Origin of the sequence: Streptomyces griseoruber (assembly GCF_001514205.1) — a bacterium.
GTDB classification, from domain to species: Bacteria; Actinomycetota; Actinomycetes; order Streptomycetales; family Streptomycetaceae; genus Streptomyces; species Streptomyces griseoruber.
This window is the reverse complement of record NZ_KQ948786.1, coordinates 1-21,670: the sequence shown is the minus strand read 5'-3', so window position 1 is coordinate 21,670 and position 21,670 is coordinate 1. Positions and strand designations below refer to the sequence as shown.

Annotated in this window: 22 protein-coding genes and 1 pseudogene; 5 read left to right on the top strand and 18 right to left on the bottom strand. The window is 70.8% G+C overall.

Translation table 11 applies throughout. The features are described from left to right. Positions 1-17: 17 nt before the first annotated feature. Positions 18-1,211, bottom strand: coding sequence for an aminotransferase-like domain-containing protein (locus AQJ64_RS40660; protein ID WP_055637491.1), 1,194 nt, complete (start codon positions 1,209-1,211; stop codon positions 18-20). 250 nt (positions 1,212-1,461) lie between these two features. Between AQJ64_RS40660 and AQJ64_RS47170 the strand changes: the two genes are divergently transcribed. Next, entirely contained in the window at positions 1,462-1,752 is a 291-nt protein-coding gene (locus tag AQJ64_RS47170; RefSeq protein ID WP_079062237.1) for a hypothetical protein, read from the top strand. Here AQJ64_RS47170 and hemB read toward each other — a convergent pair. Continuing rightward, positions 1,716-2,708, bottom strand: a complete 993-nt coding sequence (hemB, locus tag AQJ64_RS40655; RefSeq protein WP_055637490.1) for a porphobilinogen synthase — start codon at positions 2,706-2,708, stop codon at positions 1,716-1,718. The genes AQJ64_RS47170 and hemB overlap by 37 nt on opposite strands. Positions 2,709-2,795: 87 nt before the next feature. Between hemB and AQJ64_RS40650 the strand changes: the two genes are divergently transcribed. After that, positions 2,796-3,104: a hypothetical protein gene (locus AQJ64_RS40650; RefSeq protein ID WP_055637489.1), complete on the top strand. Its 309-nt coding sequence runs from the start codon at positions 2,796-2,798 to the stop codon at positions 3,102-3,104. Here the strand turns inward: AQJ64_RS40650 and AQJ64_RS52510 are convergent. From AQJ64_RS52510 to AQJ64_RS40620, 7 genes and pseudogenes are all read right to left on the bottom strand, one after another. Continuing rightward, positions 3,067-3,302, bottom strand: a pseudogene (locus AQJ64_RS52510) (hypothetical protein); the annotation flags it as partial. The gene AQJ64_RS40650 and the pseudogene AQJ64_RS52510 sit on opposite strands and share 38 nt — an antisense overlap. 114 nt (positions 3,303-3,416) lie before the next feature. Further along, positions 3,417-3,782 carry a hypothetical protein gene (locus AQJ64_RS40645; RefSeq protein WP_059203456.1) on the bottom strand — a complete coding sequence of 122 codons (366 nt, stop codon included), beginning with the start codon at positions 3,780-3,782 and terminating at the stop codon, positions 3,417-3,419. A gap of 386 nt (positions 3,783-4,168) precedes the next feature. Continuing rightward, entirely contained in the window at positions 4,169-5,878 is a 1,710-nt protein-coding gene (locus AQJ64_RS40640; RefSeq protein ID WP_055637487.1) for a bifunctional uroporphyrinogen-III C-methyltransferase/uroporphyrinogen-III synthase, read from the bottom strand. Continuing rightward, positions 5,875-6,834 (bottom strand): hydroxymethylbilane synthase, encoded by a 960-nt coding sequence (gene hemC / locus AQJ64_RS40635; RefSeq protein WP_055637486.1) that lies wholly within the window; start codon positions 6,832-6,834, stop codon positions 5,875-5,877. Before hemC ends, AQJ64_RS40640 begins: the two co-directional genes overlap by 4 nt. Before the next feature lie 5 nt (positions 6,835-6,839). Next, a complete protein-coding gene (locus AQJ64_RS40630; RefSeq protein ID WP_055637485.1) occupies positions 6,840-8,540 on the bottom strand; it encodes a glutamyl-tRNA reductase in 1,701 nt (566 codons plus the stop codon). Then, positions 8,537-9,301: a redox-sensing transcriptional repressor Rex gene (locus AQJ64_RS40625; protein WP_055637484.1), complete on the bottom strand. Its 765-nt coding sequence runs from the start codon at positions 9,299-9,301 to the stop codon at positions 8,537-8,539. The genes AQJ64_RS40630 and AQJ64_RS40625 overlap by 4 nt, the downstream gene beginning before the upstream one ends. Positions 9,302-9,562: 261 nt before the next feature. After that, a complete protein-coding gene (locus AQJ64_RS40620) occupies positions 9,563-9,838 on the bottom strand; it encodes a glutaredoxin family protein (protein WP_055637483.1) in 276 nt (91 codons plus the stop codon). Positions 9,839-9,954: 116 nt separating this feature from the next. On the opposite strand from AQJ64_RS40620, the gene AQJ64_RS40615 reads away from it, so the two are divergent. From AQJ64_RS40615 to AQJ64_RS40605, 3 genes are all read left to right on the top strand, one after another. After that, positions 9,955-10,887 (top strand): HAD family hydrolase, encoded by a 933-nt coding sequence (locus AQJ64_RS40615; RefSeq protein WP_079062236.1) that lies wholly within the window; start codon positions 9,955-9,957, stop codon positions 10,885-10,887. A gap of 318 nt (positions 10,888-11,205) precedes the next feature. Further along, positions 11,206-11,994 carry an ECF subfamily RNA polymerase sigma factor, BldN family gene (locus tag AQJ64_RS40610; RefSeq protein ID WP_055637481.1) on the top strand — a complete coding sequence of 263 codons (789 nt, stop codon included), beginning with the start codon at positions 11,206-11,208 and terminating at the stop codon, positions 11,992-11,994. A 252-nt stretch (positions 11,995-12,246) separates the two neighbouring features. Continuing rightward, positions 12,247-13,482: a DUF5667 domain-containing protein gene (locus AQJ64_RS40605; RefSeq protein ID WP_059203455.1), complete on the top strand. Its 1,236-nt coding sequence runs from the start codon at positions 12,247-12,249 to the stop codon at positions 13,480-13,482. 229 nt (positions 13,483-13,711) lie between these two features. Here AQJ64_RS40605 and AQJ64_RS40600 read toward each other — a convergent pair whose 3' ends face one another. From AQJ64_RS40600 to AQJ64_RS40565, 9 genes are all read right to left on the bottom strand, one after another. Then, a complete protein-coding gene (locus AQJ64_RS40600) occupies positions 13,712-14,773 on the bottom strand; it encodes a lysophospholipid acyltransferase family protein (RefSeq protein ID WP_055635593.1) in 1,062 nt (353 codons plus the stop codon). 14 nt (positions 14,774-14,787) lie between these two features. Next, complete coding sequence (locus AQJ64_RS40595; RefSeq protein ID WP_055635594.1) at positions 14,788-15,879, bottom strand: NAD-dependent epimerase/dehydratase family protein; 1,092 nt, start codon at positions 15,877-15,879, stop codon at positions 14,788-14,790. Positions 15,880-16,184: 305 nt separating this feature from the next. Continuing rightward, the gene (locus AQJ64_RS47160) at positions 16,185-16,283 is read right to left on the bottom strand and encodes a 30S ribosomal protein bS22 (RefSeq protein WP_003948845.1); all 99 of its coding nucleotides are present in this window, start codon (positions 16,281-16,283) and stop codon (positions 16,185-16,187) included. Between the two features lie 166 nt (positions 16,284-16,449). Continuing rightward, positions 16,450-16,662, bottom strand: a complete 213-nt coding sequence (locus AQJ64_RS40590; RefSeq protein WP_004984898.1) for a helix-turn-helix domain-containing protein — start codon at positions 16,660-16,662, stop codon at positions 16,450-16,452. Positions 16,663-16,791: 129 nt separating this feature from the next. Beyond that, positions 16,792-17,598 carry a phosphatase gene (locus tag AQJ64_RS40585; RefSeq protein WP_059203476.1) on the bottom strand — a complete coding sequence of 269 codons (807 nt, stop codon included), beginning with the start codon at positions 17,596-17,598 and terminating at the stop codon, positions 16,792-16,794. A 163-nt stretch (positions 17,599-17,761) separates the two neighbouring features. Continuing rightward, a complete protein-coding gene (locus tag AQJ64_RS40580) occupies positions 17,762-18,934 on the bottom strand; it encodes an acetoin utilization protein AcuC (RefSeq protein ID WP_059203454.1) in 1,173 nt (390 codons plus the stop codon). Then, complete coding sequence (locus tag AQJ64_RS40575; protein WP_059203453.1) at positions 18,885-20,111, bottom strand: MFS transporter; 1,227 nt, start codon at positions 20,109-20,111, stop codon at positions 18,885-18,887. Before AQJ64_RS40575 ends, AQJ64_RS40580 begins: the two co-directional genes overlap by 50 nt. Before the next feature lie 66 nt (positions 20,112-20,177). Continuing rightward, positions 20,178-20,945: a VC0807 family protein gene (locus AQJ64_RS40570; RefSeq protein WP_059203452.1), complete on the bottom strand. Its 768-nt coding sequence runs from the start codon at positions 20,943-20,945 to the stop codon at positions 20,178-20,180. Positions 20,946-21,014: 69 nt separating this feature from the next. Then, positions 21,015-21,659: an HAD family hydrolase gene (locus AQJ64_RS40565; RefSeq protein WP_059203451.1), complete on the bottom strand. Its 645-nt coding sequence runs from the start codon at positions 21,657-21,659 to the stop codon at positions 21,015-21,017. Between the last annotated feature and the right edge of the window lie 11 nt (positions 21,660-21,670).

Sequence of the window (21,670 nt, the reverse complement as noted above, 5' to 3'; positions counted from 1 at the left end):
CCCGGCCCGACGGCCTCTCAGCCCCTGAGTCCCTTGCCCAGCCGCCGCAGCCCCTCCCCGATCTCCTCCGGCGTCTGCGTGACGAAACAGAGCCGGAGGGTGGAGCGGTCGGGCTCACCGGCGTGGAAGGGGGCGCCGGGGACGTACGCCACGTCGTGCCCGACCACCTGCGGCAGCAGGGCGGTGGTGTCGTACGGCTCCGGCAGCCGGGCCCAGAGGAACATGCCGCCCTCGGGCCGGTTCCAGACAGAGCCGTCCGGGAGGGCCTCGCCCAGTCCCGCCAGCATGGCGTCCCGCCGCTCGCGGTAGACGGCGGCCACCTTCGCCACATGCGCGTCGAGGTCGTTGACGGCCAAGTAGCGGGCCGCCGCGAGCTGGTTGACCGTGGGGGTGTGCAGGTCGGCCGCCTGTTTGGCGACGACACAGGCCCGGCGCAGCTCGGCGGGTCCGCGCAGCCAGCCCAGCCGCAGGCCGGGCGCCATGACCTTGGAGAAGGAGCCGAGCAGCACCGTACGGTCGAGGGCGTCGGGGTGGGCGGCGATCCAGGGGACGCGTTCACCGTCGTAGCGGAGTTCGCCGTAGGGGTCGTCCTCGACGATCCACAGGCCGTGGCGGGCGGCGACGGAGGCGAGCGCGGCGCGGCGGGCGGCGGGCAGGGTGCGGCCGGTGGGGTTCTGGAAGGTGGGGACGGTGTAGAGCAGCTTGGGTCGCTCCCGCACCACCAGCTCCGCCAGCGCCTCCGGGTCCGGCCCCTCCGCGTCACCCGGCACCGCCACGACCCGCGCGCCGGCCAGGGTGAAGACCTGGAGGGCGGCGAGGTAGCAGGGGGACTCGACGAGGACCGTGTCGCCGGGGTCGAGCAGGGCCGTGGCGAGGAGGGAGAGGGCCTGCTGGCTGCCGGTGGTGACGAGGACGTCGTCGGCGGTGGTGGTGAGGCCCCGGGCCGAGGTCCGGGCCGCGAGCGCCTCGCGCAGCGCGGGCTCCCCCTCGGTGGTGGCGTACTGGAGGGCTCGCGCGGGCGTCTCCTCCAGGACGTGCCGGAAGGCCTCGGCCACGCCCTCCCGGTCGAAGAGTTCCGGGGCGGGCAGCCCACCCGCGAAGTTGATCACCTCGGGGCGGGCGGTGACGGCGAGGATGTCCCGGACGGGAGAGCCCCCGGTCGACCGGGCACGGGCGGCGAGGGCCGGTGGTGGGACGGGTGCGAGAGTCATGCCCGCACCCTAGGGATATGGGTGGCGCCTACACGCGACTTTCCGGCATCCGGACCGCGCCCACGCCCCGACCGTCCCCTTCGCCCCGTACACAGGGCTCCTTCCGAAGGGGGGATGCCCCCGGCCGCGTCCCGGATCCCGTCCCAGAAGGACACCGTCTCCGCAGGTCAGACGCTACGGGACCGGACCGGCGTCCCGACTTGCCCGGCAGGTGTGGAAGCTCGGGGGCGCCACGACTCAGGCTTGCCCCATGCCCACACGCCCCACTCCCCTTCGCGTCCGCCTCCTCACCGCGGTCCTCACCGCGACGGCCGCCCTGACCCTCACCGCCTGCAACGACGGCCAGGGCCTACGAGACGAGGGCCCCTCCAGCACCGGAGCGAAGCCGGCCGCGGCCGGGCAACACCCCAAAGGGGCGCGGGACCCTGTCGACATGCGGCTCCGCCGCGGGGCGCGACCGGCCACGACGACGCCGCACCGGACCGACAACCTGCCCCGGCACCGTCAACGAAGCTTCAACGCCGCCTCGGTGGCCCAGTAGGTGAGGATGTTCCGCGCCCCCGCCCGCTTGATCCCCGTGAGCGTCTCGAAGATCGCCCGGTCGCGGTCGAGCCAGCCCTTCTCCGCGGCGGCCTCGATCATCGAGTACTCGCCGGAGATCTGATAGGCGGCCACCGGCACGTCCACCGCGTCCGCGACCCGCGCCAGGATGTCGAGGTAGGGGCCGGCCGGCTTGACCATCACCATGTCGGCGCCCTCCTCCAGGTCGAGCGCCAACTCCCGCAGCGACTCACGGGCATTGGCGGGGTCCTGCTGGTAGGTCTTCCGGTCGCCCTTCAGGGACGACCCGACGGCCTCCCGGAACGGCCCGTAGAACGCGGACGAGTACTTGGCGGTGTAGGCGAGGATCGCCACGTCCTCCCGCCCGATCTGGTCGAGCGCGTCGCGGACGACCCCGATCTGGCCGTCCATCATCCCGCTGGGCCCCACCACGTGCGCCCCGGCGTCGGCCTGCACCTGCGCCATCTCCGCGTACCGTTCCAGGGTGGCGTCGTTGTCGACGCGGCCCTGGTCGTCCAGCACCCCGCAGTGCCCGTGGTCGGTGGTCTCGTCCAGGCACAGGTCGGACATCACCAGCAGGTCGTCGCCGACCTCGGCCCGCACGTCCCGCAGGGCGACCTGAAGGATCCCGTCCGGGTCGGTCCCCGGCGTCCCCAGGGCGTCCTTCTTCGACTCCTCCGGCACACCGAAGAGCATGATCCCGGAGACCCCGGCCTCCACGGCCTCCAGCGCGGCCTTCTTCAGGCTGTCGCGCGTATGCTGCACGACCCCGGGCATCGCCTGGATCGGCACCGGCTCGCTCACGCCCTCCCGCACGAACGCGGGAAGGATGAAGTCGGCCGGGTGCAGCCGGGTCTCGGCGACCATGCGCCGCATGACGGGGGTGGTCCGCAGCCGCCGCGGCCGCGATCCGGGGAAGGATCCGTACGTCGTCATGTGCCCTACGCTACGCCCGGCCCGGGAGACCACTTGCCGACGACCTGTCGATCCCTTACCGGTCCTCTCTGGCAGGCAACCCCTGGCGTGGACGTCGCAATCGTCGCGTCGCAGATGTTCGGAGCATCCGCTGCCCAGGTGACGTACCGCCGCCCCGACGGCATCGTGGAGGAGACGATCCTTTACGAGGAGGACGCGCACCGGCTGGCCGAGGTGACTCCAGGGGTGCAGGGCGGTGGCTTCGACGCGGATCCCGGGCTGTTTCGGCCGGCGGCCGAGGCGCTGCGGATCCGGATGGCGGCGCGCGGTGACGCCATGCTCGCGGTGTCCACCAGCCTCCTCCACCCGCTGCCACACCTGAGAACTGCACGCCGCCGACGCTCCTGTCGACCTTGATCCAGCGCTGCACCTTGCCCGTGGCCAGGTTCAGCAGCCCGATCCGGTCGGCGGGCAGATCCCGCTCGAGCACCGCCGCGGTCCGCGTCCCGGGGGCGACGTCCAGCCAGGCCCGCTCGGCTGCTTCACGAGCTTCGTCGTGCAGTACGCCGACACGGCGACCCTCCCCGCCGCGATCAGCTCTTGCCGCGGCGACTGACCCGTGGGCTGCTCCCGCAACACCGGAGCAGCCCCACCGCAGCAGTTCTCAAACCCCCGACCAGATCAAGCAGCAAGACGAGTGCACGGGGTGAGAGCTAACGCACCCGCGGTCTACTCGCGGAACCAGTCGGAGTAGTACACCTTCGAGAAGTCGCCATCCCACCAGATCTCCATCCGGACGGCGCGGATGCCGACGTTATACCCCTTCTTGGCGCAGCCGTCGTCGGTATCGTCCTTGAGGGTGAACACAACCGCGTTGTCGGCATTCATCAGATTGCCGCTCACGCCGTGCCCATCGGCTCTGGTGTCACAGACCGAGAACACATCGCCGTCGTCGTGGAAGTGCATGTAACCACGGCTGTCCGGAAGGGAGACGGTCTTGTTGGTGATGGCCTGCGCCGAGGAAGACATCGCCACGACCAGGACGGCGGACGCACTGACCACCAGCGTTGCACGAGCGAGCTTTGACTTGAACACGATTCCCCCTGCTTCATGAGGCGGCGCATCACTGTTGGTACCTGTGAGGCCGCAATGAAACGAACACTAGTTCACCCCTCGCGTACGCGTCCACGTCAAACCGGCCCCGCCGAGCATGATGTGATCTCTCGGTGGGTCTGTACGGTGAGCGGCGCAACTCCCGGGCTGGAAGCGACAGTTGCTGACTGACGTGACAAGCGACATCGGGGCCGGGGGGCTGCTGTGGGTAGGTGTTCGGCTCAAGTCTGCATACTTGCGCTTCTCCCGTGCGCCTTTGGCTTGCGGCCCCTGCTCATGAAGAACGCCCCGCCGTCTCCGACAGAGACGGCGGGGCGCGCAAGGTGCCTCCGAGGCGAATGCCCTCGGGGCGGACCACGAACAGGCTGCTACGTCGCCCGCCTGCGCCGCGACCCCGGCCGCCGCTCGCTCGGCCGGGTCACCGGATCCCCGGCCTCCAGCGCCGCGGTCCGACGCCGCAGCCCGAAGTCCGCCAGCGCCTCCGCCAGCTTGTGCACGGACGGCTCGGGAGCCATCACATCCACCCGAAGGCCGTGCTCCTCGGCCGTCTTGGCCGTCGCCGGGCCGATACAGGCGATCACCGTCACGTTGTGCGGCTTCCCGGCGATGCCCACCAGGTTCCGTACGGTCGAGGACGAGGTGAAGAGCACGGCGTCGAAGCCGCCGCCCTTGATCGCCTCACGGGTCTCCGCCGGCGGCGGCGAGGCCCGCACGGTCCGGTAGGCCGTGACGTCGTCGACCTCCCAGCCCAGCTCGATCAGCCCGGCGACCAGGGTCTCCGTGGCGATGTCGGCGCGCGGCAGGAAGACTCGGTCGATCGGGTCGAACACCGGGTCGTACGGCGGCCAGTCCTCGAGGAGACCGGCGGCGCTCTGCTCGCCGCTCGGCACCAGGTCCGGCTTCACGCCGAAGGCGATCAGCGCCTTGGCGGTCTGCTCGCCCACCGCGGCCACCTTGATGCCCGCGAAGGCACGGGCGTCGAGGCCGTACTCCTCGAACTTCTCCCGGACGGCCTTGACCGCGTTGACCGACGTGAAGGCGATCCACTCGTAGCGGCCGGTGACCAGGCCCTTGACGGCCCGCTCCATCTGCTGGGGGGTGCGCGGCGGCTCGACGGCGATCGTCGGGACCTCGTGCGGCACGGCGCCGTAGGACCGCAGCTGGTCGGAGAGCGACGCCGCCTGCTCCTTCGTGCGCGGCACGAGGACCTTCCAGCCGAACAGCGGCTTGGACTCGAACCAGGCCAGCCGGTCGCGCTGGGCGGGGGCGGAACGCTCGCCGACCACGGCTATCACCGGGCGGCCGCCCTCCGGTGAGGGCAGCACCTTCGCCTGCTTCAGCGTCTGCGCGATCGTGCCGAGCGTCGCCGACCAGGTGCGCTGGCGGGTCGTCGTACCGGCGACCGTGACCGTCATCGGGGTGTCGGGCTTGCGGCCCGCCGAGACCAGCTCGCCGGCGGCCGCCGCGACGGAGTCGAGGGTCGTGGAGACGACCACCGTCCCGTCGGAGGCGCCGACCTCCGTCCAGCAGCGGTCGGACGCCGTGCGCGCGTCCACGAACCGGACGTCGGCGCCCTGCGCGTCCCGCAGCGGCACACCGGCGTACGCGGGCACGCCGACGGCCGCCGCCACGCCCGGGACCACCTCGAACGGCACCCCGGCGGCGGCGCAGGCGAGCATTTCCTCGGCCGCGTACGTATCCAGTCCCGGGTCCCCGGACACCGCACGGACGACCCGCCTGCCGCCCCGCGCGGCCTCCATGACAAGATGTGAGGCATCCCGCACAGCGGGTACCTCGACGCTTGTTGACGTGCCGTCAACAAGCTTGGGGTGAGGCGTGCCTGTGCCCGGAAGCGGGTCCGACGAAGGACCGGTTTCCGCGTTCACGACGGACACGCCGGGCCGCGCGTGCGTCCGTACGACGTCGAGCACCTCGTGCTCGGCGACGAGGACGTCCGCGTTCGCCAGCGCCTCCACGGCGCGCAGAGTCAGCAGTCCCGGATCCCCGGGTCCGGCACCCAGGAAGGTGACGTGCCCGTGCTCAGGAACGGCGGCGGCAGGAAGGGCGGTGGGGCTCACTGTGCTCGCTCCCCCATCAGACCGGCCGCGCCCTGGGCGAGCATCTCGGCGGCGAGTTCGCGACCGAGCGCCATTGCCCCGTCGTGCGTCTCGGGCACGGGACCGGTGGTGGACAGCTGCACCGTACGGGTGCCGTCGGTGGTCCCGACGACGGCCCGCAGGCGCATTTCCTTGACAATCTGCCCGTCGGCCAGAAGGTCGGCCAGCGCGCCCACAGGGGCGCTGCAACCGGCCTCCAGGGCGGCGAGCAGTGACCGTTCGGCCGTCACGGCGACCCGGGTGAACGGGTCGTCGAGCGCGCCGAGCGCGGCGATCAGGTCCGCGTCGTGCGCGGCACATTCGATGGCCAGGGCTCCCTGGCCGGGGGCGGGCAGGACGGTGTCTATCGACAGGAAGTCGGTGACCTCGTCGATCCTGCCCATGCGGCTCAGTCCGGCCGCGGCCAGCACGACCGCGTCCAGCTCGCCGCCCTTGACGTATCCGATCCGCGTGTCGACGTTGCCGCGGATCGGGACCGTCTCGATGTCCAGCCCGTGGGCGCGGGCGTACGCGTTGAGCTGCGCCATGCGGCGCGGCGAACCCGTGCCGATGCGCGAACCGCGCGGCAGGTCGGTGAACTTCAGCGCGTCCCGGGCGACGATCACGTCGCGGGGGTCCTCGCGCACCGGTACGGCGGCCAGGACCAGGTCCTCGGGCTGCGTGGTCGGCAGGTCCTTCAGCGAGTGAACCGCGAAGTCGACCTCCCCGCCGAGCAGCGCGTCACGCAGGGCCGTGACGAACACACCGGTGCCGCCGATCTGCGCGAGGTGCTCGCGGGAGACATCGCCGTAGGTGGTGATCTCGACGAGCTCGACCGGCCGGCCGGTGACCCGGCGCACGGCGTCCGCGACCTGCCCGGACTGGGCCATGGCGAGCTTGCTCCGTCTGGTCCCGAGCCTCAGTGCTCTCGTACTCATGCCGCTCATGCGGGCCCTCGGTTCTCTGCGTTCTTCTCGGTGCTGTCCTCGGCCCGGGACACGGCGGCCACCGCCTCCTGGTCGAGGTCGAACAGGGTCCGCAACGCGTCCGCGTACCCGGCGCCGCCAGGTTCGGCCGCGAGCTGCTTGACCCTGACGGTCGGCGCGTGCAGCAGCTTGTCGACGACACGCTTGACGGTCTGGGTGATCTCGGCGCGGTGCTTGTCGTCGAGTCCGGGGAGCCGCCCTTCGAGGCGGGCGATCTCGTTCGCGACGACGTCCGCGGCCATCGAGCGCAGCGCGACCACGGTCGGCGTGATGTGCGCGGCGCGCTGGGCGGCGCCGAACGCGGCGACCTCGTCGGCGACGATCCGCCGCACCAGGTCCACGTCGGCGGCCATCGGCGCGTCGGCGGAGGCCTCGGCGAGCGACTCGATGTCGATCAGCCGCACCCCGGCCAGCCGGTGCGCGGCCGCGTCGAGGTCCCGCGGCATCGCGAGGTCGAGGAGGAACAGCACCGGTTCGGGGCGTACGGGGCCGGCGACCGGCTCGGGCCTGCGGCGCTCGGGGATGCGGCCGACGGTGGCGGCGGTGGCGGCGAGCGCGGCGATCAGTTCGGCGTCGGCCTCGGGGCCGCGGCGGCCGGCGGTGCGGCGGTCCACGGTCGCGTTGTCGACCCAGGCCGCGTGCTGCTCCAGGGTCGCCGCGTCCATGCCGGCCACGGCGGCCTCGCCCATCACGGAGAACCCGGGCTGCTGCTGCACGGCGGACACGTCCAGCGGGCAGCCCTCGTCGGTGCCGAGGGAGGTCGGCGGCAGGGTCCGTACGGCGGGGTTCTCCTCGTCGAAGACGACGGGCTCGCCGGTGCGGCCCTCGACGGCCGCCGCGATGGCCTCCGCCGTGAGGACGAGTCCCGTCGCGCCCGTACAGGAGACGACGACGTCGGCACGTGTCAGCTCGGCCGGCACCGATTCGATCGGGACCGCGCGGGCCGCCACGTCCGTGTTCTCGTCCTCGCCCAGTATCCGGGCCAGGCGTTCGGCGCGGTCGAAGGTGCGGTTGGCGACGACGACCTCGGCGACGCCCGCGCGCGCCAGGGTCGCGGCGGCCAGCGAGGACATCGAGCCCGCGCCGATGACCAGCGCTCTTCTGCCCCGCACCCAGTCCCGCACCTCGGCGCCGGCGGCGAGCTGCTCGAGCCCGAACGTCACCAGCGACTGTCCGGCGCGGTCGATGCCGGTCTCGGAGTGGGCGCGTTTGCCGACCCTGAGGCCCTGCTGGAACAGGTCGTTCATCAGCCGGCCGGCGGTGTGCAGCTCCTGCGCCCTGGCCAGCGAGTCCTTGAGCTGTCCGAGGATCTGTCCCTCGCCGACGACCATGGAGTCCAGCCCGCAGGCCACCGAGAACAGATGGTGGACGGCCCGGTCCTCGTAGTGGACGTAGAGGTAGGGGGTCAGCTCCTCCAGCCCCACCCCGCTGTGCTGGGCGAGCAGCGTGGACAGCTCGGCGACACCGGCGTGGAACTTGTCCACGTCGGCGTAGAGCTCGATGCGGTTGCAGGTGGCGAGGACGGCGGCCTCGGCGGCCGGTTCGGCGGCGACCGTGTCCTGGAGCAGCTTGAGCTGGGCGTCCGCGGAGAGGGAGGCCCGCTCCAGGACGCTGACCGGCGCGCTGCGGTGGCTCAGTCCGACGACGAGGAGACTCATGCGGGCATCACGGCGGGTACGTCCCCGTCGGGCCCCTGGTCGGTGGTCTCGTCGTGCGCCACGGGCGGCACTGCGGCGCCCTCGTGGGCGGCGCTCTCCTCGCCGGCCTTGCGCTGCTCGTGGAAGGCGAGGATCTGGAGCTCGATGGAGAGGTCGACCTTGCGCACGTCGACGCCGTCCGGGACGGACAGGACGGTCGGCGCGAAGTTCAGGATGGAGGTGACCCCGGCGGCCACGAGCCGGTCGCAGACCGGCTGGGCGGCACCGGCGGGCGTGGCGATGACACCGATCGACACGCCGTTGTCGGTGATGATCTTTTCCAGGTCGTCGGTGTGCTGCACGGGGATGCCGGCGACGGGCTTCCCGGCCATCGCGGGGTCGGCGTCGATGAGGGCGGCGACCCGGAAGCCGCGGGAGGCGAACCCGCCGTAGTTGGCGAGGGCGGCGCCCAGGTTTCCGATGCCGACGATCACCACCGGCCAGTCCTGGGTGAGCCCGAGCTCACGGGAGATCTGGTAGACGAGATACTCGACGTCGTAGCCGACACCGCGCGTTCCGTAGGAACCCAGGTAGGAGAAGTCCTTGCGCAGCTTGGCGGAGTTGACCCCCGCGGCCGCGGCCAGCTCCTCGGAGGAGACCGTGGGTACCGAGCGCTCCGACAGCGCGGTCAGCGCGCGGAGGTACAGCGGAAGCCTGGCGACGGTGGCCTCGGGAATCCCTCGGCTACGGGTCGCCGGTCGGTGAGTTCGGCCAGTTGCCACGGTGCTCCTGCGGGTAGAGCGGGGCTGCGGGCGGTCACACGGACCCAGACCGCCCCGTCGACAGCAGGCTATGTCTTTGTGAACGCGTGCACAAAGATGGTGTCCGTTTTGCCCGGCCAACGTGACCGGGGTCACGCGCGTCGTTCCTAGGGACATCCCTGGGGGCAAAACCGGCACACTCCTCGTGAATCCCGCCCCCGAGACCAAAGCGCCATCGATCCTAAGCGACACCGGGCCCGTCTTGTACCGGTCGGTCAGTTCCTAGTCGCCCAGCTCCTTGCGCAGCCGCGTCTCGTCCACCCGCCAGAAGGTGTGCTGCCTGCCGTCCACCAGCACCACCGGGATCTGCTCCCAGTACGCGTCGTACAGCGCCCTGTCCTCGGTGATGTCCTTGTGCTCCCAGGGCACGCCGAGTTCGCCGCACACCTTCTCGATCACGGCCTGCGCGTCCTCGCACAGATGGCAGTCGGGCTTCCCGATGAGCGTGACGAGCCGGTCCTGCGGGGCCGGCCCCTTCCGTCGAAAGAGGGGACTCATACGGGCCATTCTCGCGCCTGTTCCTCTCACCTCTTTAACGGCGCGGTCGCGGAGAGTTCACACCCTCCGAACCTCGTGGCTCCGGAACCACCGAACAAACTGGCTATGCTCACGCCATGGCCGCTCTCGGATGGCTCACCCCCCGTAGGCGCTCCGCCACGGCGCGGAGCGTGTTGGCTGGCGAGGCCTCGGCTGAGGCCGCCCGCAAGTCCACTCAGGAAGAACAGCACCAGGCCCCGGAAGAAGAAGGGGCCGAACCGCAGTTCCCGGTCCACGGCGACGCGCTGGCCGCCGCCTTCTTCGACCTGGACAACACGGTGATGCAGGGCGCCGCCCTGTTCCACTTCGGCCGTGGCCTGTACAAACGCAAATTCTTCGAGACCCGCGACCTGGTCCGGTTCGCCTGGCAGCAGGCGTGGTTCCGGATGGCCGGCATCGAGGACCCCGAGCACATGCAGGACGCCCGCGACTCGGCCCTGTCCATCGTCAAGGGCCACCGCGTCGCCGAGCTCCAGTCGATCGGCGAGGAGATCTACGACGAGTACATGGCCGAGCGCATCTGGCCGGGCACCCGGGCCCTCGCCCAGGCCCATCTGGACGCCGGTCAGAAGGTGTGGTTGGTCACAGCCGCCCCGGTGGAGATCGCCACGGTGATCGCCCGCCGCCTCGGCCTCACCGGTGCCCTCGGCACGGTCGCCGAGTCGGTCGACGGCGTCTACACGGGCAAGCTCGTCGGCGAGCCGCTGCACGGCCCCGCCAAGGCGGAGGCGGTCCGCGCGCTGGCCGCGGCGGAGGGCCTCGACCTCTCCCGCTGCGCCGCCTACAGCGACTCCCACAACGACATCCCGATGCTCTCCCTCGTCGGCCACCCCTACGCCATCAACCCCGACTCCAAACTCCGCAAACACGCCCGAGGCCTCGACTGGCGCCTGCGCGACTACCGCACGGGCCGCAAGGCGGCGAAGGTCGGCATCCCGGCCGCGGCAGGGGTGGGAGCGGTGGCGGGCGGCACGGCGGCGGCGATCGCCCTGCACAAGCGACGCCGCTGAGCCACGGCGGACCCGCACCGAACAGACGGTCGTACCCCCCGGTACGGCCGTCTATTCGCGTTGTCCGCGCACAGCCACAACACGCCCCGGACCGACCCGAAACCCAAACCCTTCCGATCAATAACCGCTCACCCTGTGGAACTTGACCGCACGCCAATCGGGCACAGAAGCGACGTAATCGAAGTTTTGAGCAACTCGGTGTAGCAGCGCCTGCACGAAGCGTTATTCTCCTCAGACGCAAACCGGTACCCCCCTGTCGCTACGACGGGTGAAAGGTCCCGCACTGCACGTGATGGAAGCTCTGCCTCTGGGAGTCCCGTGTACCCACACGTCGGGGTTGACGCCTCGGGCCTGGCTACGCTGCGCGCAACAGTCGCCATGATCAAACAGTCGCTGCGCGTCCCCACCGCGTTCGGCGTCCCGGCCCTCGCCACCGCCGTCCCCGCGGGACCCGCGGGCCCGTGCTACGCGCTGGCGGAAAGCAGCGCCGCGGTCGGCAGAAGAGGACGCTCCGCCAACGGCGCGACCACCTCGGCCCGCCGTCCCGCGGCCGACAGCGACAGCGCCCGGATGATGGACCTCGTCGAACGCGCCCAGGCCGGCGAGGCCGACGCGTTCGGGCGCCTGTACGACCAGTACAGCGACACCGTGTACCGCTACATCTACTACCGCGTCGGCGGCAAGGCGACCGCCGAGGACCTCACCAGTGAGACGTTCCTGCGCGCCCTGCGCCGCATCGGCACCTTCACCTGGCAGGGCCGCGACTTCGGCGCCTGGCTCGTCACCATCGCCCGCAACCTCGTCGCCGACCACTTCAAGTCCAGCCGCTTCCGGCTGGAGGTGACCACCGGCGAGATGCTCGACGCCAACGAGGTCGAGCGCTCCCCCGAGGACTCCGTCCTGGAGTCCCTCTCCAACGCCGCCCTGCTGGACGCCGTACGCCGGCTCAACCCCCAGCAGCAGGAATGCGTCACCCTCCGCTTCCTGCAAGGCCTGTCCGTCGCCGAGACCGCTCGGGTGATGGGCAAGAACGAGGGTGCCATCAAGACCCTCCAGTACCGCGCCGTCCGCACCCTCGCCCGGCTCCTGCCGGACGACGCCCGCTGAGCCCGCCCGGGCCCGGTGCGCCCCAGCTGTCGGCAATCCCCAACTCACGTTCAGTGAAAGTCTGTTGGCTTCCCGATCCGAACACCCTCCGTCCGTAACCCAAGTGCCGCGCCAGTCGTTGTGCGGGATACAGGCTCCCTGTGGTCACGTCCCGGCCGACCCCGATCACTCGATCGAGGGAAAGCAGAACGGGCCGTGCAACCCTCGAGATCCCCGGGGAGTCGACCGTCATGACGAGAGGAGGTGCCGCCAGTGATCGCGAACGTATCGGCGCACCGGCGGGCGAACGCCTTCGCCCAGGCCCTGGAGGAGCAGTCCGACCAGGGCACGGCGGCCGAGCAGACCGAAGGATCACCGCCGGCGCCGGCCGCTGCGGACCAGACCGAGCGGGGCGGCCTCCTGGCCCTCGCGACGAGTCTCGCCGAGCTGCCCAAACCGGAGCTCGACCCCGAGGTCAAGGTCGTCCAGCGGGCCCAGTTGGTCGCCGCGATGGAGGCCATGCTGCAAGCGGGCACCGCAGGAGGCGAGGCGGCGGACAGGTCGGTACCCGAACAACGATCCCCTCGTGCCAAGGGCGGCGCGCACCGGGCGAGCCCCCTGGGAAAGCTCCGGCCACGCAGCCGGATCGCCAAGGGCCTCACCGCGGGCGGCCTGAGCGTGGGCGTGGCCGCGGGAGCCTTCGGCGGGGTGGCGGCCGCGAGTTCCGACGCCCTCCCCGGTGACGGGCTCTACGGCCTCAAGCGCGGCATCGAGGACTTCAAGCTCAACTACCTGTCCGACGGCGACGACGAACGCGGCCGGACCTACCTCGACCAGGCCTCCACCCGGCTCAGCGAGGCCCGCCGCCTCATGGAGCGCGACCGCGGCGGCCCCCTCGACCACGAATCACTGGGCGAGATCCGCCGCGCGCTGAACGGCATGCAGCACGACGCCTCCGAGGGCCACCGCCTGCTCCACGAGGCGTACGAGCGCGACCCGGACTCCCTGGGCCCCATCCAGGCCCTGGACGCGTTCTCCCGCTCCCACCGCGAGGCCTGGGGCGCCCTGCGCGAGAGGCTGCCCGTCCAGCTGGGCGACGTCAGTCAGCAGGTGTCGTCGGTCTTCGAAGCCATAGACGAGGAAGTCGCCCCGCTCCAGTCCCGGCTCCCCCGTCCCCCCGCCCAGGGCGGCACCGGCAGACAGGGCTCGGGCTCGTCGTCCGCCGACACCTCGACCGGCACGGGCCGCTCCACCAGCCCCGGCACCGGCGACGCCTCCCACACCGGCGGCACGGGCACGGGCGGCGGCCCCAGCAAGTCGGCCGGTTCCGGCACGACCGACGACGGCCTCCTGGGCGGCAGCACGGGCGGCCTCCTGGACCAGCCGGAGGGCACGAACTCGACATCCCCGTCGACGAGCACCCCCTCCACCGCCCCCGACGTCACCATCCCACCCCTCCTCCCCGGCCTCCTCCCCGGCCTCGGCATCGACAGCGAGGACGCAACCTAGAAACACCCGGTGGGGGCGCCCCTCAGAGAGGGACGCCCCCACCGCCGTACGCCCAAAGGCCCTGGCCGTACACCCGAAGGCCCTAGCAGCACACCGACCGCCGCTGCACCAGCAGCCTGGCCCCTGCGTCTGCTGCTCTCGCACCGCTTCGCAGGCTTCGAACAGCCGCGCCGGACTCCGACCGCCGACTCTCGGCACCACGCCCGACCGGTGACCGGCCCCACTCACGTCAGAAGAACACCGACCGCCGCTGCACCAACAGCTTGTACAGCGTGTGCTGGATCTGTTCGCGTACCTGGTCGGTCAGGTTGAACATCAGCATCGGGTCCTCCGCCGCCTCCGGCGGATAGCCGTCCGTCGGGATCGGCTCCCCGAACTGGATCGTCCACTTCGTCGGCAACGGCACCGCCCCCAGCGGACCGAGCCAGGGGAAGGTCGGCGTCAGCGGGAAGTACGGGAACCCGAGCACCCGCGCCAGCGTCTTCGCGTTGCCGATCATCGGGTAGATCTCCTCCGCCCCGACGATCGAGCAGGGAATGATCGGCGCGCCCTGTCGCAACGCCGTGGAGACGAAGCCGCCCCGGCCGAACCGCTGGAGCTTGTAGCGCTCGCTGAAGGGCTTGCCGATGCCCTTGAAGCCCTCCGGCATCACCCCGACCAGCTCCCCCGCCCCGAGCAGCCGCTCGGCGTCCTCCGAGCAGGCGAGAGTGTGCCCGAGCTTGCGCGCCAGCTCGTTGACGACCGGCAGCACGAACACCAGATCGGCGGCGAGCAGCCGCAGATGCCGGCCCGCCGGATGCCGATCATGGACGGCGACCTGCATCATCAGACCGTCCAGCGGCACCGTCCCCGAGTGGTTGGCGACGATCAGCGCCCCACCCTCCGCCGGGATGTTCTCGATGCCCTTGACCTCGACCCGGAAGTACTTCTCGTACACCGGCCGCAGCAGCGACATCAGGACCTGGTCGGTGAGCTCCTCGTCGTAGCCGAAGTCGTCGACCTCGTAGTCACCCGTGAGCCGGCGCCGCAGGAAGGACAGCCCGCCCGCGATACGCCGCTCCAGGCCCCCCTCGTCCCGCGCATCCGTCGTCACAGGAACATCATCCTGCTCAACAGCCCTGGTGGGCAGGGGCTGGACCGCGCCGATCTCACCGGCCTCGGCAAGCTCACGGACCGGTGCGGGCTCGCCGTTCTTGCGTCGGCTCCCCACGCTCCGGCGCCGCGCCGGCCGCGCCGAGGCGCCCCCGCGGGTCCGGTCGTCGTCGAACGGAATGACCTTGGCGTCCGCCATCGTTGATGCGCTCCTCAGTTGGCGCTCGGCGTCGGGGGGTGGACCACGGAGGGGCCGGGGGCGCTGCCGGGGCCGCTGCGGGCGAGCGGCAGCGCACCGACCCGCTCGACGGCCCGCGCGACGGCCTCGGGCGGCAGCAGCCCGGGCCCGTGGCTGCGTGCGAAGTCCGCGAACGTCTCCGCCGTGGTGTACCGCGGGTCGAAACCGAGCGTCTCGCGCATCTGCGTGGTCGACACGACCCGCCCATGGGTCAGCAGCCGGATCTGCTCGGGCGAGAAGTCCGTCATCCCCAGCGTCCGCACCAGCGACCCCGCCCAGGTGACGGCCGGCAGCAGCAGCGGCACGGTGGGCCGCCCGAGCCGCCGCGAGCACTGCGACAGCAGCAGCACCCCGTCCCCGGCGATGTTGAAGGTCCCGCTGTTGAGCGTGCCCCGCGCCGGCTCGTGCGAGGCGATCCGCAGCACCTCGATCACATCGTCCTCGTGCACGAACTGCAGCCGCGGGTCGTAGCCGAACACGGTCGGCAGCACGGGCAGCGCGAAGTACGAGGCGAGCGGGGTCTCGGCGGTCGGCCCCAGGATGTTCGCGAACCGCAGCACGCACACGGCGACATCGGGCCGCCGCCGCGCGAACCCGCGCACATACCCCTCGACCTCGACGGTGTCCTTGGCGAACCCACCACTGGGCAAGGACTTGGCGGAGGTCGTCTCGGTGAAGACAGCGGGATCCCGGGGCGCGGACCCGTACACGTTCGTGCTGGACTTGACCACCAGCCGCTTGACCGTGGGCGACTTCTGACAGGCGCCGAGCAGCTGCATGGTCCCGATGACGTTGGTCTCCTTGACCGTGGTCCGGCTGCCGCTGCCCAGCGCGGTCGCCGTCACATCGAGGTGGACGACGGTGTCGGCGCCGGTCTCGGCCAGCACCCGCGCGATGGTGGACTGCCGGATGTCGGCCTGGACGAACTCGGCACCGCCCAGATGATGCTCCGGCCGCACGGCGTCCACCCCGACGACCCGCTCGACGTCCGGGTCACGCTGAATCCGTCGGACGAACCGGCCCCCCAGCTGGCGGGCCACTCCGGTGACGAGCACGACCTTCCCCAAGACCAGCGCCTTCCTCTCGTCCGCACTGATGCACTGCTCGTACCCTGCCGCGTTCCCCGCGTGCGGGCCAACCTATCGGGTCGATGTTGCGCTGTGATGACCGCCCGATGCACGAAGTGACGACCGGACCGGCCATACGACCAGATCAGCGAGGCCTCTGGGCTCTGCGCCCGTCCAGACACACGCACGGCATTCAGCCCACCGCACACCACCCGGACATGCGAGTGGCCCCCGCCGGCAGAACCGACTGGGGGCCACACCACGCTTCCGCGGCTCGCGCCTCGCGAAGAAGTGAAGGACAGGCCTTACTTCTTGTTACGACGCTGAACGCGCGTGCGCTTGAGCAGCTTGCGGTGCTTCTTCTTGGCCATCCGCTTGCGCCGCTTCTTGATAACAGAGCCCACGACTACCCTCGCTCACTTCTCATCACTCGGTGTTTGGGCGCCATGGGCCCATACGACCTACGAGGGGCCAGCCTACCCGCCCGAGCGCCGAGGTCGTAATCGAGGGCTCCGGAGGGGGTCCGAGGTACCCGTACGCTGTGCCGGCCCCCTCCACGATCGCCGTCCGTCAGGCGGTTTCCACCCCCACATAACTCTCGCGGAGGTACTCGTGGACCGCTTGCTCGGGGACGCGGAAGGACCGCCCCACCCGGATCGCGGGCAGATGACCACTGTGCACCAGCCGGTACACGGTCATCTTGGACACTCGCATCACCGAGGCGACTTCCGCCACGGTAAGGAACTGAACCTCGTTCAGAGGCCTTTCGCCTGCTGCAGCCATGACACACCTGAACCTTCCGCACTCGACGGCCACCGGCTTCCCCTTCCGGTGACTCTTCGTCGTTGCGTGCTCACTCCCCAATGTAGGGGCGGGTGATGCGAGTGGGGAAGAGGTGCACCCATCGCAGGCCTACTGTGACAGACACGCTCGATTGAGTACGTAGCGGGTCAGCGGCAGGTAGTAATCGGACCGCACGCCGTCATCAAGTGGAACGACGACGGATACGGCCCCCTCCGCCTCCCCCACGAACAACGCCGGGTCATCGGTATCAGCCAGCCCGATGGCCTCAACCCCCAGCTGACCTGCACCGCAGACCCAGCCATGGTCCCCGATCACAAGATCCGGCAGCCCCCCGCCCTCCTCGGCGGCCGCCCCGAGCGCCACCCGAACCGGCAGCGGGGAATGGCTGTGCACGGGGGTCGCACAACCGGCGCGTTCACCACCGCACTCCCGCACGACCCCAACCCCTCCGACGTAGTCGAGATGGCAGGTACGTAGACCGAACCGGGTCGTTATGTCGACACAGCGACCCTGCGCTGGGGTGAGGACAGTACATCCCACCGCCGACAAAGCGTCCGCAAGCCCGGCGTAGAACCCCAGCAGCCGGTCCGGGTGCCCGGTCCCGAGCAACACGCTTCCACCACGCTGGGCAACCGCCCCCACCCGCTCCCCGAAGGCATCCAGCGCGGCAACGGTCCGCTCGGGATCAATCACATCCTGCCCTGAAACACACAGCGGATCGTCCGAAACCCCACACCTCGCCGCCATCAACGCGACCAACTCCCCCACCCCCCAATCCCCTTCGGGACACACCCCGATCAACACCCGAGGATCGCGGGCGGCAAACGCCCGATACCTCCGCAGACTCACCTCCCGAGCGGTCCCCACCACCCCCGCCAACCCCACCCCCACGAGATAACCCCGAATCCCACCCACATCCCTGAACACCCTCCCGATGCTCCCCCACGCCCTCCTCCCCGACGACCCGAACGGAGGGAAGTGAGCACGGTTGGCGTAAGGGGGGAGGGACAGGAGCGGAGCCCCGCAGAGCGGGGCACCTCTCAACCGACCGAGACGGGCGAGCGGGTGGGCGAGACCGCTACGCCAACAACCCCCGCAACGGGAAAACAGCCCGCCGCGTAGCCAACACCGCCTGATCCAACCGGTCCGCAGGGTCGTACCCCGCCTCCCACACGCCCCACTCCACCGGCCACCGCCCATCAGTCATCCGCACCGGCGCCAACTGCCGGGTCCGAGCGAACACCTCCGCCCGCCAACTCTCCGGAATCACCGTCTCCGGCGCCACCTCCCTCCCCGCCACGATCCCCACCAGATGCGCCCACGACCGCGGCACCACCTCCACCACCGCGTAACCGCCCCCACCCAACGCGACCCACTTCCCCCCGGCGTACTCATGAGCCAACTCATGACAAGCCACCTGCACGGCCCGCTGCGCATCCAGCGACACCGCCAAATGCGCCAACGGATCCTCGAAATGCGTATCGGCCCCGTGCTGAGTCACCAGCACATCCGGCCGGAAATCAGCGATCAGCTCCGGCACCACCGCGTGGAACGCCCGCAACCACCCCGCATCCCCGGTCCCCGCCGGCAACGCCACGTTCACCGCCGACCCCTCCCCGGCCCCCGCCCCGGTCTCCTCCGGCCACCCGGTCTGCGGAAACAACGTCCGGGGATGCTCGTGCAACGAGATCGTCAGCACCCGCGGATCCTCCCAGAACGCGGCCTGCACCCCGTCCCCGTGATGCACGTCCACATCCACGTACGCGACCCGCTCGGCCCCCAACTCCAGCAACCGGGCGATCGCCAGCGATGCATCGTTGTAAATGCAGAACCCCGACGCACCCCCCGGCATCGCGTGATGCAGCCCACCCGCGAAGTTCACCGCGTGCAGCGCGTCCCCCCGCCACACCGCCTCCGCCGCCCCCACCGACAACCCGGCGATGACCGACGACACCTCGTGCATCCCCAGGAACGCCGGATCGTCCATCGTCCCCAGCCCGTACCCCTGATCCGCCGCCGCGGGATCCGCCGAAGCCGCCTTCACGGCCTCGACGTAGTCCTCCCGGTGCACCAGCCGCAAGGTCGACTCGCCGGCCGGCTTCGCCCCTACGACCGCCAGCTCCCGGTCGAGCCCCAGGGCACCCACCAGGTTCCGGGTCAGCTCCAGCCGTACCGGATCCATCGGATGGTCCGGACCGAAGTCATAGCCCGTTACTGCCTCGTCCCACATCAGCTGTGCGCGGCCGCTCATGCCCGCCACCGTATCGGTCCGGTTGAGCGACGAACGACCTGGCGTACACCAACGTCACCAGCACCAACACCATCGGCACCACCATCGCCCCCCGATAGCTCCACGCGTCCCCCAACGCCCCCACCAACGGCGACCCCACCAGGAACCCGACGTAGTTGAAGACGTTCAGCCGGGCGATGGCCGCATCCGACGCCCCGGGGAACAACCGCCCCGCCGCCGCGAAGGTCTGCGGCACCAGCACACACAGCCCCAGCCCCACCAGCGTGAACCCGCCCATCCCCACCCAGGCCCCCGGCGCCACCGCCACCACCGCGAACCCGGCCGCCGCCACCAGCGCCCCCAGCCGCACCACGGCCGCCGCCCCGAACCGCCGAACCCCGAAGTCCCCGAGGGCCCGCCCGACCAGCGTGGTCACCATGTACACGTTGTACGGCACGGTCGCGAGCTGCTCCGAGCTCCCCAGCACGTCCTGCAGATACTTCGCACTCCAGTTGGAGACGGTCGAGTCCCCGATGTAGGCGAAGGACATCACCAGGCACAAGGGCAGCAGCAGCTTGAAGACGACACCCCCACCGTCCCGGGCCTTCTCGTCCTCGACGACCCCGGCCCCACTCCCCGCGTCCCCGTCGACGTACCACCGACTGGCCACCAGCGCCGCCGGCAGCAGCACCGCCACCACCGGCAGGTACGACAGCCACAGCGCGAGATGCCAGTGCGCCCCCGCCCACGCCAGCGAGGCCCCCACGATCCCACCGAGGCTGTACGCCGCGTGGAAGCTCAGCATGATGCTGCGCCCGTACGTCCGCTGGAGGCTCACCCCGAGCATGTTCATCGAGGCGTCGAGCGCCCCCACCGCGAGCCCGAAGACGGCCAGCGAGAGCGCCAGGGCGGCCATCGCGTCCCCCGACCCCACCCCGACCAGCGCCAGCAGCACCACTGGCTGGGACCAGCGCAGCAGCCGGCTGGCGGGTATCCGCTTCACCAGCTGCTCGGTCGTCACGCTCCCGACCCCGGCCAGCACGGGCACCGCGGCGAGGAAGATCGGCAGCTGCGCGTCCGAGACGCCGTACCGGTCCTGGATCGCCGGAATCCGGGTCACGAGCAGAGCGAACGCGGCCCCCTGCGCAAAGAAGCTGAACGCCAAAGAGGCCCTACCGCGCCGCAGCACTTCTGTCATGGCGGCGAGCGTAGGGCCCCGGCGTACTCGTGGGTAGATCCAGCCAAAGATGAATTTCCCTCAGCTTTACTTCGCGGCGACCAGAGCCGGCATCCCCTGCCCCCGACCGTGCCCCTCCACCTCACGCTCACCGCCACCCTCGGCGGTGCCCTCCGCGCCGGTCTCCGCGCCGGTCTCCGCACCGATCATCCCCACCATCGGCCCGGCCGCCAGCCCGCCGCTCACCACGACCCCGGTCCCGATCGCCACGACCATCACCACGGACCCCAGCCACACCATCGTGTCCACGGGCACCGTGTAAGCCCCCACGAGCCGCACCACGCACTCCGCCAGCAGGACGACGCCCCAGACCACCGAGTAGACCCGCTCGGCCCGCAGGAAGGCCGCAGAGCGCACCGACCCGCCCGACAGCAGCCGCTCCCAGGCGGCCTCACGGTCGGCCTTCCCCTTCACCAGGAACGGCTTGAGCCCGGCGGTCATCATCGGCCTCCCCAGCCACACGGACACGAGGATCCCGATGCCGACCGTGCTGCTGACCGCGCTGTCCTTGGCGAGCATCAGCCGCGGGTCGCCGGCGACGAAGCTGAGCAGCAGCCCGACCACGTTCACCACCAGGATCAGCCCGGCGAGCCCGTTGGCCTTGCGCTCCTTGACCACGCTCCACACCGTCCGGACCGCCGGCCCGACGCTGCTCCAGGCGAGCGCCGCGAACGTGCTCATCCCGAACGCGCTCTTGAACAGGTAGTACGACCCGATCGGCACCGCCACGTCCATGAGGAGCGGCGCGAACGCGTTCGTCTTCTTCCGACCCTGGGCAACCGTGTTCGTCGTCATGCCCTCAGCTTCGCCGCGGGCAGGGGTCCACCAGTAGAAACGATCGTAAGCAACTCGGCATGACAAATGTCAGGCCAGCAGCCCCGCCAACTCCCCCATGCCGGAGAAGAGTTGCGTGGCACCGGCGAGCTTCGCGGCCGGGGTCATCGCGGTGAACCCGAGCACGTCCATCCCGGCCGCCACCGCCGCCTGCACTCCCAGCGGAGAGTCCTCCACGACCACACACCGCCCCGCAGCCACCCCCATCCGCTCGGCGGCGTACAGGAACAGATCAGGCGCCGGCTTGCCCTTCCCCACGTCCTGCGAGCTGAAGATCCGCCCCTCGTCGAACCACCGGTCCAGCCCGGTCGTCCGATGCCCCACCCGGATCCGCTCATGACTACCGGAGGACGCCACGCAGTACGGCACCTCGTCCGCCGCCAGCTTCTCCAGGACGTCCACGACCCCGCCCACGGCCTGCAACTCCCGCTCGAAGGCCGCGAACACCCTCCGGTGGAAGACGTCGTCGAACTCGGCCGGCAGCCGCTGCCCCGTCCGCGCCTCGACCAGGTCGTGGACCCGGTGCATCGCCGACCCCATGTAGTCCCGGATGGAGTCCTCGTAGCTGGTGGGGTACCCGAGCTCGGTGAGATAGGCGGCCAGCAGCCGGTTGGAGATGGGCTCACTGTCCACCAGGACGCCATCGTTGTCGAAGATCACCAGGTCGTAGCGCATGCAATGAACCC